This is a genomic window from Pirellulales bacterium (genome assembly GCA_036490175.1).
Taxonomy (GTDB): domain Bacteria; phylum Planctomycetota; class Planctomycetia; order Pirellulales; family JACPPG01; genus JACPPG01.
On sequence record DASXEJ010000219.1, the window covers coordinates 1 to 18,634 of the forward strand.

An 18,634-nucleotide genomic window follows, 5' to 3' on the forward strand; every position below is an offset into this window, starting at 1 on the left:
ACCCTGGGGCAATACTTTGGCGGTCACACGTGCGGTCGAGGCGGCGCTCGAAGCGTTGCGTCCCGGGCTGGCCGGAGTGACGATCGACCCGACGATCTTTCGCCCGGCGACGTTTATCGAACGGGCGCTGGAAAACCTCACCCATTCCATGTTATTAGGGTGCGTGTTGGTCGTAGCCGTGCTGGCCTTGTTCCTGTACGACTGGCGGACGGCGCTGATCAGCATCACGGCCATACCGCTTTCCCTGATCGCGGCGGCGATCGTGCTGCATTTTTGGGGCGTCACGTTCAACACCATGGTGGTGGCAGGCCTGGTAATTGCCTTGGGCGAAGTGGTGGACGATGCGATCATCGACGTGGAAAATATTCAGCGCCGCTTACGTCAAAATGCGCTGACTCCGCAGCCGGCCCCGGCCTTCGATGTGGTTTTGCACGCCTCGCTCGAGGTGCGCAGCGCCGTCGTCTATGCCAGCCTGATCGTGACGCTGGTGTTCGTGCCGATTTTATTTCTGGACGGTGTCGCTGGATCGTTTTTTCGCCCCTTGGCGATTGCCTATATCCTGGCGATTCTGGCATCTCTGGCGGTGGCGCTGACGGTGACGCCGGCCTTGTCGCTGGCGCTACTGCCTAGCGTAGCGGGGCGCAAGCGCGTCGAGGCGCCGCTGTCGCGCTACTTGCAGGATCTCTACGTGCGCACGCTTCCACCGTTGGTGGCGCGGCCCCGCACGTGCGCGATGGTGATCGCGATCACGTTTCTAGCGACCGCTGTGGGCGTGATGCGATTGGGCGAGGAGTTCCTGCCGAACTTTCAGGAGACCGACTTCCTGATGCACTGGGTGGAAAAGCCCGGCGCATCTCTGGACGCCATGCGACGCGTCACGATCCAAGCCAGCCGCGAGTTGCGGGCCATTCCGGGCGTGCGGAATTTCGGCTCGCACATTGGCCGCGCCGAGGTGGCCGACGAAGTGGTCGGGCCGAACTTTACTGAACTGTGGATCAGCGTCGACCCCGATGTCGACCTAACGCAGACCGTGGCCCGGATTCAAACTTTGATCGATGGTTATCCAGGCTTGTACCGCGACGTGCTCACTTATCTCAAGGAGCGCATCAAAGAGGTGCTCTCGGGCGCCGGAGCCACGATCGTCGTGCGTACCTTCGGACCTGATCTGGCTGTGTTGCGGGCCAAGGGGGAAGAGATCCGCGCCGCGATCGCCGACGTGCCAGGCGTAACAAACTTGAAGATCGAACCGCAAGTGCTCGTCCCGCAATTGCAAGTGCGCGTGCGCCCCGATGCCGCCGCCCGCTTTGGACTGACCCACACCCAGGCGCGCCGCGCCGTCGCCACGCTAGTGAACGGCACCAAGGTGGGCGAGGTTTATCAGGATCAGAAAAGCTACGATGTCGTCGTGCGCGGCATTGCCAGCGTGCGCGCGGATCTGGCGGCGCTACAGCGCCTACCTATCGATTTGCCGACCGGAGGTCACGTTGCGTTAGGAGACGTGGCCGATCTGCAGATCGCTCCTGCACCGAACGAGATCAAACGCGAGGCGGCCTCACGACGCCTGGATGTCACCTGCAACGTGGCCGGGCGTGATCTGGGTAGTGTCGCCCGCGACATTGAGGATCGAGTGCATGGCCTCTCGTTCGATCGCGGTTACCACCCGGAGTTTCTGGGTGAGTACGCCGCGCGCGAGCAGTCGCGGCGACGACTGTTTGCACTTTCGGGCTTATCGCTGACGGGCATCTTGCTGCTACTGCACGTCGACTTTCGCTCGTGGCGAATTGCACTGCTTGTGTTTCTCACGATTCCTTTCGCTTTGGTCGGAGGCGTCTTGGGGGCCGTGCTCCAAGGGGGTGTATTGTCGCTGGGGTCGCTCGTAGGTTTCGTGACTGTGCTGGGAATCGCGGCGCGCAACGGCATCATGCTCGTCAGCCATTACCGGCATCTCGAGCTTGAAGAAGGGGAACCTTTCGGCGCAGAGCTCGTGCTGCGCGGCGCGCGCGAGCGACTGGTGCCGATCCTCATGACGGCGCTCTGCACGGGCCTGGCACTGGTGCCATTGGTGTGGGCCGGCAATCGGCCGGGGCATGAGATCGAATATCCGATGGCCGCCGTGATCCTGGGCGGTTTGGCAACTTCGACGATTCTGAACCTGTTCTTATTGCCGCCCATCTACCTGGCGTTTGGTCGCGTCACGCCAGGTCCAAAACAGGTGCTGCCGCAGCAGCGCTAGTATCGCTAGCGGCGCTCGCGTTCCTTTCCAGCGCGTTAGGTTTCCGGGTTGCTAACCGGTTCTTGGCGACTCTGCACAAGCTCTGACGGCGATGCTTGGTTCCTGCGTGCTTCACCGCTGATTCGCGCTTGCGACGTCTGCCGAAGTAGTTTGTACGCCTACCTCTTACGCGTCTGCTATCACCTGCCCTCATCGCTCGCTCCTTGCATCATGCCGTTCCGGCTTCTACCGCCGTGGCCGTGGTTCGCGCACCTGCGCTCACTGAGCGCGCCGCGTGTGAATGGATGCAGCGCGACAAGCTGGTTCGCCGTGCTGATTGTATTGAGCGTGGCCTGCCTCGGCTGTCAGAGGGCGGCTGAAGGATACAGGGGCAAGCAATCGCCGGATCCGCAGCTAAGATCGGAAACGTTGCCGACCGTACCCGACGACCTGCGCGTGGGCTTGGGCGACACTACGATTCGGCTCGCGGCCTACGACCAGGACGTCGCGCCCACGGTCGACCCAAGCGCACAACGTGGTGCGACGGGCCCCGCCGTGGTCGCGGCCCCGGCGCCCAAGCGATCTCGTTCGCAGAATGGATCGGGTGACCAGGCTGTTCGGCTTCCTACGCCGGCCGATTACCCTCGGCCCGCCGCGAAGCCCATCGGCGCACGATCGGCAGAGTTGCGGATCAAAAGCGAGAACATTCCGGCCGGGAATCCGCCGATCGGTCCACCGTATTTAGCGCCGGTTCGGCTCGTGCCTGTGCAGCTAAGTCTGATGGAGGTGATCGAAATCGGGCTGCGGCAGAATCCCGATCTGGTTACGGTGCGTCGCACCGAGGGAGTCAGCGTTGGCATGTACGGCGTGGCGGCAACCTACCCCTTTAATCCATTCATACAAGTCAATGCGACACCGCTGCAAACCAACAACGGCACCGGTTCGACCATCTATAACTATGTGCTGATGATGCAAACGATACAGCTGGCGCACCAGCAGCTTTATCGCGAGCAAGTCGCCGGCGCCGCCCTGACCTCGGTGCGGTGGACCATCGTGCAGGCCGAGTTGTTGAACGTGGCGATGACCGAACGGCTATTCTTCCTGGCGCTTTACCAACGCGGCCTGCGCGAACTCGCGCAGGCCACGGCCGCCATGAACGACGAGCTGCTGCGCGTCTCGCGAAAGCAATTCGATGCCGGGCAGATATCGGCGGCCAACTTGACGATCATCCAGCTCGATAATCGCTCCACGCGCGAACAGCTACGGCTGATGGAGGCCAACTACCAAAATTCACTGTTGGACCTGAGACGGCATTTGAATATTCCGCTCAATACGCCCATCGACGTGATTGGCGACCTGGACGAATGGGAATGGGCGTCGGGCGCACCAGAAAGCCTACTGCGACTGAAGTGTCCGCAAGGTGCCTTCGAGGCAGGCGACGGCGCGGCCGTTGACGAATTGGCCGCTTCGCGTCCCGACGTTATGGCCGCCCGCGCCGACGTAGGTACGGCGCGAGCAAACGTGCGGTTGGCCGACGCCTCGCGCACGCCGGACATTCAGGTGGGACCGTATTATCAGCGTACCGACAACGGAGTGACTTTCTTCGGATTCCGACTCCATCGCGAACTGTACGTGTTCAACGACTTCACGCCGCTGTTGCGGCAGCGGCAGGCCGAATTGCGACAGCGCATCACCGCGCAGGAACAGCTGCAGGCGCGGGCCAGGATCGAAATCGAGGCGGCCATAAACCGCTACGAGCGAGCCCGCTGGATCGTCGCCGAAAATGAGAATCTGCTCCATTTTCTGCCGGAGGAGATTCAACGGCTGGAGGAGCAATTCATCGCAGGCGAAGTCGACGTGTTGCAGGTATCGCAGGCCCGCACGAGCCTGATCAATGCCCGGCGGGCGAATCTGGACTGCTTGAACGAATTGGCGCAGGCAGCGGCCGTGCTCACCGCAGCCACGGCCGTACCCCCGCAAACGATGATCCGGCCAATGGCGAAGTAGCGTGCGCTCGCCCACTTTCTTTAGTGGGCGTGTCGTCGTCACTTGGTAGCTAGATTCCTACGCTTGGCTTTCCTGGAGCAGTCCCCTGCGGCTTCGCGGTGGCGGCCATCTGGCACCATGCCCTTAGCATTGTCTAACGTACATGGGCAATAGAACACGGGTCGACCGTCGAGCGTAAGTAACTCATGGACAATTACCTTGCGGCAAGCTTGTCGTAAGATCACGGGTAGGATGACGATTGCGTTGCCAGCCGAGACCTGGCCGCCGCACTTCGCTCGGCAGACTCCCGTGGGGCAGCACGGCGGCGTGTTCCACGTTTTCAAAAGCCGATTTGTTGCTTCACGACGTGGCCACGTGGTAGGCTGGATGCCTGGAGCAACAGAGGTCTATCATGGGCATCCGCGTCACCTGTGCCGCCTGTCAGGCAACGTTCCGTGTGCGGGATGAATTTGCCGGCAAGAAAGGGCGCTGTCCCAAATGTGACGCATCATTGCGCGTGCCTGGCACGACGCCTATTGTCCCACCAGCGATGGTTGGTCCTCCTCCTGCGCCGCCCCCATTGGTGCCGGTGCATCCGTTGGCCAGCGATACTGCGCCATCCCTCAATGACGCGGCACCGGTCATCACCGTCGACACCGACGAGCTGATCCGTCGCCCCACGATCGTAATGCGACGGGCGGGACGTGTGCGACGATGGACGTGGCTCGCGGCGGCTGTGCTGCTGGTCGCTGCGACGGCAGGGGGCATCGCATTCGTGGTCAGGGGGAGCTTGCTCTCGAGCGCAGGCGCCAAGAACGCCAGTAGCGTCACCACTGCTCCGGCGACGAATCCACCCTTGGAATTAGGGGTCAACAAAGCCCCCTTCAATCCGCCGGCTTTGCCGCAGGCCGCGGATCCGACAAAGCCCGTCCCAGGCGCACCGTTGGAGGACGTCGTTGCCTATGTGAAGCATGGCATCGTGAAAATCGAAACCTCCGACGGTCTTAACAATCGTCGTGGATTGGGCTCGGGCTTCGTGATCGACACAAGCGGCCTGGTGGCAACGAACTATCATGTCGTATCCGACGCCTCGAAGGCCGACGTGCTGTTCAGCGACGGTACGCGCTACGGAGTCGAGGGATATACCGCGATCGATAAGCACGCCGACCTTGCCATCCTCAGGCTCAATGGCGTTCCGCCAGACGTCAAAGCGCTCGAGCTGAGATATGGCGACAGGCCCCGCGATGCGTCGCAGGTGTATGCCATCGGTCATCCCCAAGACAATGAGTTTACCACCACGGGCGGTATCGTTGGCCGCGTGCTCCGCACCAATCAACTGCCGACCGAAACGCGCCAGTGGTTAACCTCGACGATCGACGATAGTGGTGACGACCTATGGATCCAGCACGACGCCAAAATATCGCCGGGCAACAGTGGCGGACCCTTGATCAACGCCCACGGAGATGTGGTTGGAGTGAACTCCTGGGTCAACCAGAAGCTCGGGCTCGGCTATGCGATCCATGCGCGCCATCTGCACGACCTGGTGGCTCGGCAAGAGGCTGTAGTGCTGCCCCTGAAGCAGCATCGCCGCAGCATGCCCGAGCCGGCGGAGCCGCAGCTAACGAGCATGCGCGGTGTTGCCGAGCAGATCAAGCAGTTGCGCCACCGGCTGGCGGCCCAAGGCTGGCGTCCGCAGACCGCGGACGACTGTGCGTCGTTCGACGAGTTGGCGCGGACGATCACCGAAGTGAAGTACGTTCAGGCTCACCCAGGCGCACAGACGCCCATGCCGCTCGACGAACAGCAGGCGCTACTGCAAGAGGCCGACGAAGTCGTGGACGCGCTGCAGGCCGTCTCGTGGAAAGTGCAAGAGCAGATATTGCCCATCAACGCGCACGCCGGCAAGGATCGCGCCCCCTATGGAGGCGTATTTCTCTTTGGTCGCGTGAAGAAGCTTTTCTTGGGGGACGACATGGAAAACGCGGCGCTCATTCAGGTGGAAGGTACCGATGAACAATTCTTTCTTCCCCTGGATGATGCCATTGCCGGAGTGAAGGAGGAGGGCTGCGTGCTCGTACTGGGGATCGCGCATCCTTCCAAGGTGCGCGTCGGCGATAATCCGCTCAAGCCGACAAAAGTGCCGATCTTGCTTAGCAAAGTCGTGCTGCCTTTGGCTCGCTAAGATCGCGGCGGCGTAAAACGCCGCATGGAAGAACTTCAGCTAGAACGCTTCAACTTGTCGCGCGATACGACCATATAGATCGAGTCCCCGCGGGCAACTTCTTTTCCTTCTTCGTTGCGCACGATGCTTTCGGCGTGGATAATGTGTTTGCCCAGCCGTGGCACCGTGGATTCACAATAGATCATTCCTTCGGAAACCGGACGGAAGTATTTGATTCGCAAGTCGACTGATACCAGCGACGAGCTGCCGTCGAGCCGATGTACGTCCGTCAGCAGAATTGCGTGCGCAATCCCCGTGTCGATCAGCGTGGCGATGATGCCGCCGTGCATGATGTGGGCAGGCTGCGTCAGGTCGGGCCGCCAAGCGACCTTGAGCATCGACCAGCCGGGACGCATGTCCTCGACTTCCATCCCGATGAGCTTGAAGAACGGCCAGTTCCGGGCCGTTTCCAGAATCTTATCGCGGGCTTGAAGAATCGCGGGATCGTCGGGAAGTGGCGGGGCGGACATGCTCAGTTGCTCCTCAAGGGGCACGAAAAATCGTTGGCCGTATCGTAGGGGACGTCTCGCGAATCGGCCAGACGCCGGGCGATCCGCGGGCGGCGATCTGCAAAGGGGGCTTGTCTGCGAAAGCCTTTAGGCCCCTTCACCGCGGCGTGGCGCTCTCGATAATACTGCCGGGCGACAACCTGGCCTCGACGCCCACAATCGCACACGCACGTCATGGGAGCATGGACATGAAGATGTTTCTGGCCGGCCATTGGATGGACAAGCCCCAGCGGGCCAACGTCACGAATCCGTTCGACGGTACGGTCGTCGACACCGTACCGAGGGCCAACGCGGAGGACATCGAGGCGGCACTGGCCGGGGCCGTGACGGGCGCGGCAGAGATGCGCCGCACAACCGGTTACCAGCGTTACGAAATCCTGCACCGCGCCAGCGAACTGATGCGAAAGTGCATCGATGAACTTGGCCGGCTCATCAGCCAAGAAGAGGGCAAGACACTGGCTGAAGGACGTGGCGAAGCCCAGCGGGCCACCGAGACGATGGAACTGTCGGCCGAAGAAGCCAAGCGGATCTCGGGCGAAGTGCTGCCGCTCGACGGCGCGTCGGGTGGAGCGGGCAAGCTGGGATTTACGCTGCGCGTCCCCTGCGGCGTAGTGGTAGCCATCACGCCGTTCAACTTTCCGTTGAACCTGGTGTGTCATAAAGTGGGGCCGGCATTGGCTGCCGGCAACGCGGTGGTCTGCAAGCCGGCCAGCGACACGCCCCTGTCGGCACTGCGGTTAACCGAGATTCTTCTCGAAGCCGGGCTGCCACCGACGGCAATCGCCTGCGTCACCGGTTCCGGGGGCGAAATCGGCTCGCTACTGGCCCGCGACCCGCGGGTTCGCAAGATCAGCTTCACGGGCAGCCGTGACGTAGGAGAGAAACTGTGTCAGATCGCCGGGCTGAAGCGTGTGACGATGGAGCTTGGATCGAACAGCCCTCTGATCGTCATGCAGGACGCCGACCTGGCCAAAGTCGCCAAGGCGACCGTCGCCACCGGATATGGCAACGCCGGCCAGGTCTGTATTTCGACGCAGCGGGTGATCGTGATGGACGCTGTCTATGACGAGTTCCTGGATGTGTTACGGCCACAGGTGCAGGCGCTGCGCGCCGGCGATCAGCTCGACCCGCAAACGCAGATGGGACCCATGGTGCGCGAGGCAGATGCACGACGCGTGGAAGAGTGGATCCACTCCGCCGTAGCCGACGGAGCGCGGCTGCTGGCCGGTGGCAGGCGCAGCAAGGCTCTACTGGAACCGACGCTGTTGGCCGACGTGCGCCCACAAATGCGCATCAGTTGCGACGAGCTTTTCGGCCCGGCCGTGGCGGTGACGCGGGCGGCCGATATCGGGGAGGCGATCGCACTGGCCAATGATTCGCACTACGGACTCAGCGCTGGGATCTTCACGCAGGATATCGATGCTGCGATCCGGTTCGCTCGCGAGGTCGACTCTGGCAACATTCACATCAATTGGGGCCCAGGCTGGCGGGCCGACCTGATGCCTTACGGTGGACTGAAAGAGAGCGGGATGGGGAAAGAGGGTCCTAAGTACGCCATTGCCGAGATGACCGAGAGCAAAACCGTGGTGATTCACGGTCCAACGGCCTAGGCGGCCGTGTACAGCGAGCCTTGAGGAGGCTAGTCCGATTCGAATTGCGATGGCGCGCGCAGCCACACGATCGATTACCGAGGCAGCACATTACCGATCGCGGTGCGAATCGAGAATGTCCTGCAGGGGAAACTTGTCTGGAAAGGGAATATCCGCGCTCTTCAGCAGAGCACGATAGCGATTGATAAAGATCGCCATGTCCTCACCAAATAATTCGTCGCTCCGCATTCGCGGGAATTGCTTGCTTATTTCGTCCCACTTGGCAAAGCCCTGCTCGTACAGCTTTTGTGCCGCGATCAGGTCTTGGTCCACGCGAAAGGCCGTATCGGCCTGGTGAATGAGCCGGCGGGCCTCGAGGGCTTCCGGACGCATTTCCATTTCGCAGCGGCTGAGCCAATAGGGATAGTTGGTCGTCTCGCGGCTGCGTTCGATCGTGCTGAGCATTGCTTCTAAATCTGCGATTTGGGCAACAATCCTCTTCGCCTCGGCACGCTGATTTGCGTCGACGCGCTCGGCCAGATCGGCATGCGAGACCTTTAACTTCTGGTCCGCCGCAGCCGCCAGGCCGTGCTGTTCAGTGTCGCGCTCGGCAACCGGCCGATCAAACGCGGCGCGCTCGGCCTTGGAGAGCTTGGCGAGCTTCTCTTCGTAAATCTGCTCACGCCGACCTGCGGGGGGGAGTTGTTCCAGCTGTGTTACCAACTCTTCAATCCGGCTCATCACTTTGTCGCGGTCATTGAGCCGGATGGAGGTATCCGCGGATTTGTAGATTTCTCGCGCGCCGAAGTCGAGCCAGTCGCGATGCGCCACAGTCCACGCGAGGCCGGCCTTTTCCTCGAACACTCCCTCTTCTTCCAGCGCGACCGCGTAATTAATCCGATTCTTGGGCGCGTTGGAAAGAAACACTATGGGATTTAAGCGATCCAGCATTTTCTCGCGCTCCGCCACTCGCACCGAATCCAGATACGACAGGCGGCCCACCAGCCAATTATCACGCTGGTCGAGCGGGCGTGTGCCATGGAAGTCGGCATCTTCGCGGAACAGGCGGCGGAATTGCAGCTTTTCATCGGCCGTGCCGATCTTTTGCGAGATGACCCAACCCAAGTATTGGATCAGGCGCGGCGCGGATTCGTTATAGACGATACCGTCTTGCAGGAAACGGATTCCTTTCATAACCCAGAAATAGCGATCGCGATAATCATCGAATTCGTAGGAAATGTTATAGGCCAGGTTCCAGCCCTGGTACGACCAGACGGTGGGGAAATTCGGCTGCACCTTGATGATCTGTTCCGAGGTGGCCGAAAACGCGGTCCAGTCCTCCTTCATCTTGTAGTCGATGGCCTTCTTCCAGAGCAGCGTCGCGGCGATATTGCGCATGCCGAGCGTGGCCAGCTTGATCGTCTCGCTGGTAGGGTCGATTTGTCCGAGATTGGCTTGCCCCAGCTTGTACTCGTCGCGCAATTGCGCGAGCACACCACCGGCGCTGCCGGCTTCGCCTGGCACGCCTTGACGAGCTGGCATGCTCAATAGCGACAGCGGCACCAGCAAGGCAACCAGCACAGCGAGATAGACAATCTTTCGTAGAAATGGGCGTTGATTCATTTCGCGACCTCGCGCGTTTTCAGGCACAGGAAGCCAACGACAAACAGAGGTATCAGGAAGGCGAGCACGCCCAGCGATTGCTCCGTGATCAGATATGCTGGAATGTTGAAACCATCGGCGACGTAGCTGGCGTCATCCAATTGTGCGAAATCGGGCAGCAGGCTGGCGATAATCTTCAGCGGCCACAGCGTGGCCGCGTCCAGCCCTTGCACTACCTTGGTAGCCAGATTCTCCTCTAGGGGCGTCGAGATGCTACTTTGTGTCACGATGCGCAGCGCAGCCTCGAAGGTATTGCCCCCCAGTACCTGGCCCGTCGCCAACTCTTGTACCCATGAGGCGAACTGTCCCGCGATCAAAGTGACAAGAGTGGCCAACATTGCCACGGCACCATTAAGGAATGTGCTCCACATGACGCCAAAGCCGGTTACCATTAGCATTTGCAGCCAGATGCCCGTGTAACCCTTCAAGAAATTCGCTTCGAACGATCCTTCACGGGGCAGTAGATATAAATCGGGCTTGGCCATGCCAAAATACTGCCCCCCTTGCAGGCAGTGCAACTCGATCTCGAGTTGACCGTCGTCGACTAGATCGTCGAACAGATTAAGCTCCTTGCCGTCGGAATCCTCGAGCTTCAGCGGTACGACGTGTTCGTCGATCGCGAACTCTTTGGCAAAGAAATTCTGCGGTCGGGCGGAAGCCTTGGTGCGCGGGTTGCGCAGCGTGTAACTCCCTAAAACCGTTTTCTCGATGTCCCCTTTGTGAGTACGAAACACGGTGATGGTCATGTTCAAGCGCAGGCCATCCGGAAAATCCTCGCGGCGGATGCCATCGAAGAGCCACCGTGCGCTCATCAGCTTGCCGCCTTCGATGTAGCTGCGGTAGGTCCACTCGTTGCCGACGTTGATGCCCTTGTCCGTCGGCCGGCCCCCACGATCCATGAAGGTTAGATTCGCGGCGTAGACGGGAATGCGGGCATGAAACTGCCCCTGCGGAGAGCCGATCGTAAATCGCTGACTGCTTCCCTTTCCGTCGGCCGTTATGTCGTGCCAGTGCCCCTGCACCACGTCGGTCGATCCGCTACCGTCCGCCCCGATCAAAACCTGATGATGATGGTTGCGATCGAGGGTAGTGCGACCGGTCCGTTCCGGTTCGGCGTCGGTATCTTTATCTTTGGCGACGACCATGGTCAGATCGTTCGCGGTCAATTCGTGAGAGTGATTCAGCGCCCTGACGACGAACAAATAGCTAATCAGCCCCATAATTGCTAGCAAGGCCGTGCCTACGGCGGAGAAGCCAAGAATACGTCCCAACACGATTTCGCTGGGGCGGACGGGCTTGGTCACAATCGTGTAAATCGTATGGTTCTTGATGTCGTTCGGCAGGCTGAACGCGCTCAGGAACACCATCATCAGCAACACCAGCCAGGAAGTGGCCGTGAGCACGAAGCTTAAATAGAGGCGCGCCGGATCGGGGGTACGGGCGTCGAGAAACCACAACGCAAACGCCAGGATGACAATGAATACGGCCAGGCCGGCCAGTACCCTCCGGCGAAGCGACTCTTGAATAGCCAGTCGGGCCAGTGCCAGGACGCGCCGCGGCGAGATTCCCACCAGGTCCATCACCGCGCCAGTCAACAGCCGAAAGATCATGTCGCCGGCTTTACCGGGACCATAGCGAACCGCTGCGAGGACGAATCCGAAGAATAATGCCGCCAGCGCCACGGCGCCGACAACCGTCAGCCACTGCGGCAAGCCGGTGGCAATCCATTGTTCCAGCGGTAATGGTTCGCGTTCCAGGACCATGAATAAGAACTGGTTCGAGTGGACGAATTAACGATATGAATGACGATGAAGCAGAATCAGAACTTTGAGCACTATTATGATGGCAAGAAGATTAAGTCGTGCGGTCGGCGGGTTGTGACGTAAGCGGTTGTATCAAGTTTTCTCCACGGCCCGGCGACCTGGGTGCTCTTCGCTATCGCGGACGATGTTGAGGAACAGGTCTTCCAAGGTTGTGGTCGGATTGTCAATTTTCAAAACATCGCCCTGATGCCGTTTGACCACGGCCGCGATCTCGGCTTTTGCTTCGTCACTGAGCGCAGTCGTCCGAATCTCGGTGATATCGCGCATCTTGAGCAGCGTGTCGACGCGTCCCAGTTCCTTTAGCTCGCCCTGGTAGAGAATCGCGATCCGATCGCACACATCCTGAACGTCGGGCAGCAAGTGGCTGCACAACAGGACCGTCTTCCCCTCATCGCGTAACTTGAGGATCAAATCCTTGATTTCACGCGTGCCGATAGGGTCTAGGCCCGAAGTAGGTTCGTCGAGCACGAGCAATTCGGGGTCGTTGATCAACGCCTGAGCCAAGCCGATGCGCCGCGTCATGCCTTTGGAATACTCGCGCAGTTGACGGCGTTTTGCCCCGCGCAAGCCGACCAGATCGATCAGTTCCTGAGTGCGTTGGCGGCGAACCGAGGCCGGCATGTCGAACAGCCGGCCGTAGAAGTCCAGCGTCTCCTCTGCGTTCAGAAACCGATACAGGTACGATTCTTCCGGCAGATAGCCGATCCGTTCGTTTTTGGTCACATCCGTGGCGGACCGGTTAAAAACCAGCGCCTCGCCACTGGTGGGAAAGAGCAACCCCAAGAGCAGCTTGATAGTCGTAGTCTTGCCTGACCCATTGGGACCCAACAGGCCAAAGATTTCGCCGCGCCGCACTTCCAGGTCGAGCGCCTTGAGGGCACGGACTTTTTGCCTCCCCCAGAAGTCTCGATAGATCTTGGAGAGGTTTCTGGTTTCGACCACGACCTCGTCCGGCTGCCTACGTGCGGAAGCCGTTGCTGGGGCTGTGGATACATCCGACGGCATGAGGGGTCCTCACGATTCCGAGACGGTGAGCGGTAACAAGAAATCTGGCGACAGTACGACCCTGTCTGAGAAACCTAACTTGACGACGGGGCGGGCCCCTCACGGCGCTACGCTGCAAGCTGATACGAGCCAACACAGCGTAAAGTTCGACCTATACAGGAAATGCGTACCATGCCGATTGCCACGGCCACGGCCCGCCCAACCCCCAGCCCAGAAACCTCGACTATAGCCACCTGGACCGGCAGCATTCAAGATGCCAGGGCTGAATCCTGGATAAGCCGCTTCGCAAACGGGCATCTTAGCCGAGCGGAGGTCGTGTTAGTTTTGCGCCGCGCGATGATACACTGGACGTTGGGGCACCCCTCTGCGGTTCTCGCCGGAGGTTCTGGCAATTTCTGTGCTGCTTCTAAAACTCGTGCCTCTCGCTGCTGTGGCGACCTTAGGGCTCGTGCTTACGTGCCCAGGCGGACATATCTTGGCCGCCGACATTACTAGCCGGCATGCCGAGCTGCGGGCCAACTATTCCGCGCAACTCGCGGAACTGGCAGCCTGGGCCGAAAGCCAGCAGCTAAGCGTCGAAGCAGAAACGTCGCGGAACTGGCTGCCGGCGCTCCAGCCTAATCGCCTGATGCTGGCCTGCCGCCCCGCGGCAGGTGAAGTGGTGTCAAAGCTACCAGAAACTGCCTCGGAGTGGCGCCAGCGATTTGCGACGCTCCGTCGGGGACAGGCCGAGGCGTTGTTTGCGCTCGCCAAAGCGGCCGCCACCAGTGGGCATGCCAGCGTAGCCTTTCAAATCCTGCCCGAGGTGATTCGCGAAAATCCAGACCATGAGAAGGCGCGCGCGATCCTGGGCTATGAAAAGTATGAGGGGAGGTGGCTGACGCCGTTCGAGGTTGCCAAAGCTCGCGACGGACAAACGTGGCATGCTAACTTCGGCTGGTTACCGGCCGATCATGTGCCCCGCTACGAAGCGGGCGAGCGCCTCTTCGGCACGCGGTGGGTCGATGCCGAGGATGATCAGACGCTGCGATCCGCGCCGCGCAAAGGCTGGGACATCGTTACCGAGCATTACAACGTTCATTCCAGCCATAGTTTGGAAGAGGGCGTACGGCTGGCGACGCGGCTCGAACGGCTCTACGACGCCTGGCAGCAAATTTTTGCCGGATTCACGGCAACCGAGCCCATTCTCGCGCGGCGTTTCGCGGGCCACGGGGCCAAGCGCAGCGTCCCAATGCAACATAAAGTGGTCTACTTCCGCAGTCGCGACGAGTACGTGCGCGCCTTGGAGAAGGACGAACCGCAGATCGGCATCAGCACTGGATTTTATCTGGCGAATAAGCGCGAGGCTTACTTCTACGCGGATGAAGCCACCGCGGGGGACGATAGCAACCTCTATCACGAGGCCACTCATCAGCTGTTCAGCGAGATCAAACATTCGGTCCGCGACATCGGACAAGATGCAAATTTCTGGATCGTCGAAGGGATCGCCTGCTACATGGAGTCGCTGACGGAGTCCGATGGCTGGCATTTTTTGGGGGGAAACGATGCCGCGCGACTGCGCGACGCACAGCATCGCTTGTTGGTCGACGATTACTACGTGCCGCTCGCCGAACTCACAGGTTACGGCATGGAGCGCCTGCAGCGCGACCCGAATATTCCGATGCTCTACAGCGAATCGTCGGGCCTGACCTATTTTCTGATGCACGGCGAGCGCGCCCGTTATCGCGACGCATTGATCGCCTACTTGTCCGCGATCTATCAAGGACGAGCGCGGCCGACGACGCTTGCCGAGTTGTGTGGCGCGAAAGATACCGTGCTCGATGCACAATATCGAGCGTTTCTCAAGGGGCTGAAGTGAGCGGGCGCGACCGACGACGCTTGCCGGTTTGCGTGGCGCGAGAGATTCATCCTATGCGACCGCGCGTTTAGCTTCTCACCCGTCCTCGTTTATAAAAAGTCTCGTCTGCCCGCGCACATCGCGGGATTTATACGTAGGCCAAGCTGTTAAGGAGCTACACGCGTGCGTCATTGGAAGCTCGCCGAGACGAATTACGCCTATGTCAAGGAACACGCGTACGAGGTGGCCGTGCTGCCGTTGGGCGCGACCGAACCCCACAATCTGCACCTGCCGTACGGAACCGACACGATAGAAGGTGATGCGGTGGGCGAAGAGATCTGTCGCGCGGCGCATGAACGAGGCGCGCGTGTTGTGCTTCTGCCCACGATCCCCTACGGCACGGAGACAAACCAGATCGCTTACCCGCTGTCGCTGAATGTGAATCCTTCGACGCTGGCGGCGGTGATTCGCGATCTGGTCGAATCGCTGGCGCGGCACAACATTAAAAAGATCGTGCTCCTGAACAGCCACGGCGGCAACGATCTAAAGCCAGTGTTGCGCGAACTGTACGGCCAGACACCGGCGCAGCTCTTTCTCTGCAACTGGTACAAGGTGCTGGCCGACGTCGAGCACCAGATTTTCGACGATCCCGGCGATCACGCCGGCGAGATGGAGACATCGTTTATTCTGGCCTATCGGCCCGAGCTAGTGGCCCGCAATGCCGACGGCACCTTGGTGGCCGATGAAGGGGCAATGGCCGAGACAAAGTTTGACGCCGTCAATCGCGGCTGGATCTCAATTACTCGCCCCTGGCATTTATTAACGACCAACACGGGTGCGGGCAATCCGCACGCGGCCACGGCGGAAAAAGGCCGGCGCATGATGGCGCTGTTGGTCGAGCGGCTGGCGCAATTCCTGGTCGAACTCTCTGCTGCCCCGCTCGACGCGCGCTTTCCCTACTGAAGGGAATCACGCTGGAAAAAACACGTGAGAGATGGCGCCACGGCACCCCCCGAGAAACCTGCCGAACGCAATCGTGGTTGCCAGCATGCTGGCAGCAGCACTTGATCACGCAGGCCAGAAACGATGCCCCAACGAGGTATTTCAAGTGTTGCCGTTTTCGTCGTCGACGTAAGTCGAGTGCCCCCTGATGGACTCGAACCATCAACCCTCTGATTAAGAGTCAGATGCTCTGACCAATTGAGCTAAGGAGGCGTGCCGGTCCTGCTGGGCGACCAACTGGACCGACCCATTATCCTATCGGGATTGCCAGTATTCTCAAGAGGAGTTGGTCAGACCCCTACGATTGCCGGCCGTGGGTCAAATCGCCAGGTCGATTCGTGCCGCCCATTCAGCGCGCGTTCGGCGATTTGGTGGAAGTTTATTCGCGAACCCATCAAAAAATGGACGTGACTATCGCTTGGTCATACACCCAGGCCGAAACGGCTAAGACTGCTGTCCGATGCCCCTCGTGTGGCGGCGGCCGTTTGACCGTTTCTTGCCCCGGATGCTACCCCTGCACTGGCATCCCCAGTTGTCGCATCTTGCGATACAGGTTCGAGCGGTGGACGCCGAGCAGTTCTGCCGCGTCGCTCATATTGCCGCCGGCACGCCGCACGGCGTGCTGAATGTGCTCGACTTGGAAGCGATCGGTGGCTTCGGTGAGGGGCAGGTCGGCGGCGATGAGGGGCGAGAGCGCGCTTGTCGGAGATAGGACAAAGGCCAGATCATCGGCCTCGACCTTTTCCGTTGGGTGCAAATAGGCCAGTCGCTCCATCAGGTTACGCAACTCGCGGACGTTGCCCGGCCAGCTATGCGCTTCCAATCGATGACGCGCGCCGGCAGAGAACTTGGGCATCTTACGCCTGGCCTGACGGGCAAATATTCGCAAAAAATGCTCCGCAAGCGGCACGACGTCTTCGATCCGTTCGCGCAACGGTGGTAACACCAGCGTTACCACGTTTAGCCGAAAATAAAGATCCTCGCGGAATTTCTTTTGCCGCACCATCTCGGCCAGGTTCTGGTTCGTGGCGGCAATGACGCGCGCGTCTGTATGAATATTCTTTGATCCACCCACATGGACGACGATCTTCTCTTCCAGCACGCGTAGCAATTTCGACTGGCCCCCTAGGCTCAAATCGCCGATCTCGTCGAGAAATAGAGTCCCTCCCGACGCCAATTCGAATTTGCCCGGCCGCGTGTCATGGGCGTCGGTGAAGGCCCCCTTTTCATGTCCGAACAGCTCGTTTTCCAATAGCGTCTCCGTCAGCGCGGCGCAATTGACCGCGACAAACGGATGCGTACGGCGTGGGCTTTGGTAGTGAATTGACTGGCTGACCACTTCTTTGCCCGTGCCGTTTTCGCCTGTCAGCAGCACGGCCAACTCGGTGACAGCCACGCGTCGTACGGTGGATCGCAGCGCTTCGATGGAAGGACTAACTCCGATCAGCTGAACGCCTGCCGCTGCCTCGTCGGTCATCTGGCGTCGTGATGTGAGGAGACCTTCGCGTTCTTGCGTGTTCTCCAACGCCACGCCCGCGTGTGCCGCCAGTTCGACGAGCGCCGCTTCGTCGTCATCCGTGAAGTCGCCGCCATGCTTGTTGATGAGTTCGAAGGCGCCCAGCAGATCGCCACGTCGGCTTCGCAACGGTACGCACAGCAGCGTCCGTGTTTCATACCCGAGCGATTCGTCGACGCGGCGATTCACAGCGCGTGAGTCATCTCCCAAGTTAAGACGCCGTGGCTGGCCAGCGGCGATCACTTGTCCAACGATGCCGGCATTGTCGGGTATGCGCAGCTCGCTCTCGCCGACACCCAGGGCCGGCCTGCCGACAAGTTCGTGTTCGGCGCGATCCCAGAGAAAAATGCTGGCCCGATCTGCATGCACCAGCCGGGTGGCGGCTTCGGCCATCTCGTTCAGCAGGGTCTCCATTTCTTGCGTCTGGTTCCAGCGGCCGACGATGGCCAGAATGGTCTCGAGCCTGACCACGCGCGCTGCCTGGCTGATTCGCGCTCGCACCATGGCCATGCCCAGTCGCAGGGCTGGAACGATGGCCTCGACTTCGAGTTGAACTTCGGCCGGCGCTACGGCGCGAGAGTGAATGGCCAATAGCTCCGGATGCGATACCCGGCATTCGAGCGGGGCGATCATCCATGCCTCCGCGGTGACGATTCGTTCGGCATCGAGCGCGGCGGCGAGGAGCGCCGGCGGGAGCGCCATAGGGCTTCCGGCATGCCCCAGTTGAACCCAGCTTTCGCCACTGCGCGAGGCTCCGGCTAGACTTGCCAACGAGACGCCGTCAGCTCGACAAGCACTGAGAATCGACGGAAGTGTTCGCTCCAAGTAGTGGCCGATGTCATCGCTTTGACTCGCAGCCAGGATCGCCTCATAGCGAACTTCGGTTGTCGGCAAATGATGACGTGCAGCCGCAGCATTTGCGTGATTCATCCCGGCTGAAATCTCCATCAGTTCAAGCCCTTCTTGGTCAAAAATGACTACCGAACCCTGGTCGTGGAATCAATAATACACAAACTATGTTCCGTGACGACGTCAATATGATGACGATCGGCTCGTCAAATGTACAACATCCACGCCCCAGCACTCGGCGGGCTGGCGGACATTGAGTGAATCTGGCTGACCGGCTATTCTGCGGGCTCCGGATGTGGGGGAAAGCAGGGATGAAACCTGGCCGAGTGGGCGTGAGCGGGGTGCCGCCTCGCATATCGCTGCGAGGGACCATTATCGCCCTGTTCGGCCGTTTCCACGGTGGGACCAGATAAGTATCTGCCC

Annotated in this window: 11 protein-coding genes and 1 tRNA gene; 6 read left to right on the top strand and 6 right to left on the bottom strand. The window is 60.3% G+C overall.

Annotation, left to right across the window (positions count from 1 at the left end; all coding sequences use genetic code 11):
- From VGG64_15685 to VGG64_15695, 3 genes are all read left to right on the top strand, one after another.
- A partial coding sequence (locus VGG64_15685; GenBank protein HEY1601045.1) for an efflux RND transporter permease subunit occupies positions 1 to 2,233 on the top strand: 2,233 nt, incomplete at its 5' end.
- 408 nt (positions 2,234 to 2,641) lie between these two features.
- Positions 2,642 to 4,219 carry a TolC family protein gene (locus VGG64_15690; protein HEY1601046.1) on the top strand — a complete coding sequence of 526 codons (1,578 nt, stop codon included), beginning with the start codon at positions 2,642 to 2,644 and terminating at the stop codon, positions 4,217 to 4,219.
- Between the two features lie 391 nt (positions 4,220 to 4,610).
- Complete coding sequence (locus VGG64_15695) at positions 4,611 to 6,380, top strand: trypsin-like peptidase domain-containing protein (GenBank protein ID HEY1601047.1); 1,770 nt, start codon at positions 4,611 to 4,613, stop codon at positions 6,378 to 6,380.
- 35 nt (positions 6,381 to 6,415) lie between these two features.
- Here the strand turns inward: VGG64_15695 and VGG64_15700 are convergent, their stop codons facing one another.
- Positions 6,416 to 6,889 (bottom strand): PaaI family thioesterase, encoded by a 474-nt coding sequence (locus VGG64_15700; protein HEY1601048.1) that lies wholly within the window; start codon positions 6,887 to 6,889, stop codon positions 6,416 to 6,418.
- A 227-nt stretch (positions 6,890 to 7,116) separates the two neighbouring features.
- Between VGG64_15700 and VGG64_15705 the strand changes: the two genes are divergently transcribed.
- Complete coding sequence (locus VGG64_15705; GenBank protein HEY1601049.1) at positions 7,117 to 8,538, top strand: aldehyde dehydrogenase family protein; 1,422 nt, start codon at positions 7,117 to 7,119, stop codon at positions 8,536 to 8,538.
- Between the two features lie 90 nt (positions 8,539 to 8,628).
- Here VGG64_15705 and VGG64_15710 read toward each other — a convergent pair whose 3' ends face one another.
- From VGG64_15710 to VGG64_15720, 3 genes are all read right to left on the bottom strand, one after another.
- Complete coding sequence (locus VGG64_15710) at positions 8,629 to 10,140, bottom strand: hypothetical protein (protein HEY1601050.1); 1,512 nt, start codon at positions 10,138 to 10,140, stop codon at positions 8,629 to 8,631.
- Entirely contained in the window at positions 10,137 to 11,942 is a 1,806-nt protein-coding gene (locus tag VGG64_15715) for an ABC transporter permease (GenBank protein ID HEY1601051.1), read from the bottom strand. Before VGG64_15715 ends, VGG64_15710 begins: the two co-directional genes overlap by 4 nt.
- 132 nt (positions 11,943 to 12,074) lie before the next feature.
- The gene (locus VGG64_15720) at positions 12,075 to 13,007 is read right to left on the bottom strand and encodes an ABC transporter ATP-binding protein (protein HEY1601052.1); all 933 of its coding nucleotides are present in this window, start codon (positions 13,005 to 13,007) and stop codon (positions 12,075 to 12,077) included.
- Positions 13,008 to 13,482: 475 nt separating this feature from the next.
- Between VGG64_15720 and VGG64_15725 the strand changes: the two genes are divergently transcribed.
- A complete protein-coding gene (locus VGG64_15725; GenBank protein HEY1601053.1) occupies positions 13,483 to 14,865 on the top strand; it encodes a DUF1570 domain-containing protein in 1,383 nt (460 codons plus the stop codon).
- A 162-nt stretch (positions 14,866 to 15,027) separates the two neighbouring features.
- A complete protein-coding gene (locus tag VGG64_15730; protein ID HEY1601054.1) occupies positions 15,028 to 15,807 on the top strand; it encodes a creatininase family protein in 780 nt (259 codons plus the stop codon).
- A gap of 178 nt (positions 15,808 to 15,985) precedes the next feature.
- Here the strand turns inward: VGG64_15730 and VGG64_15735 are convergent.
- Together VGG64_15735 and VGG64_15740 are read right to left on the bottom strand one after the other, a co-directional pair.
- Positions 15,986 to 16,059 (bottom strand) — tRNA-Lys (locus VGG64_15735).
- Between the two features lie 295 nt (positions 16,060 to 16,354).
- Complete coding sequence (locus tag VGG64_15740) at positions 16,355 to 18,292, bottom strand: sigma-54-dependent Fis family transcriptional regulator (protein HEY1601055.1); 1,938 nt, start codon at positions 18,290 to 18,292, stop codon at positions 16,355 to 16,357.
- Positions 18,293 to 18,634 lie beyond the last annotated feature (342 nt).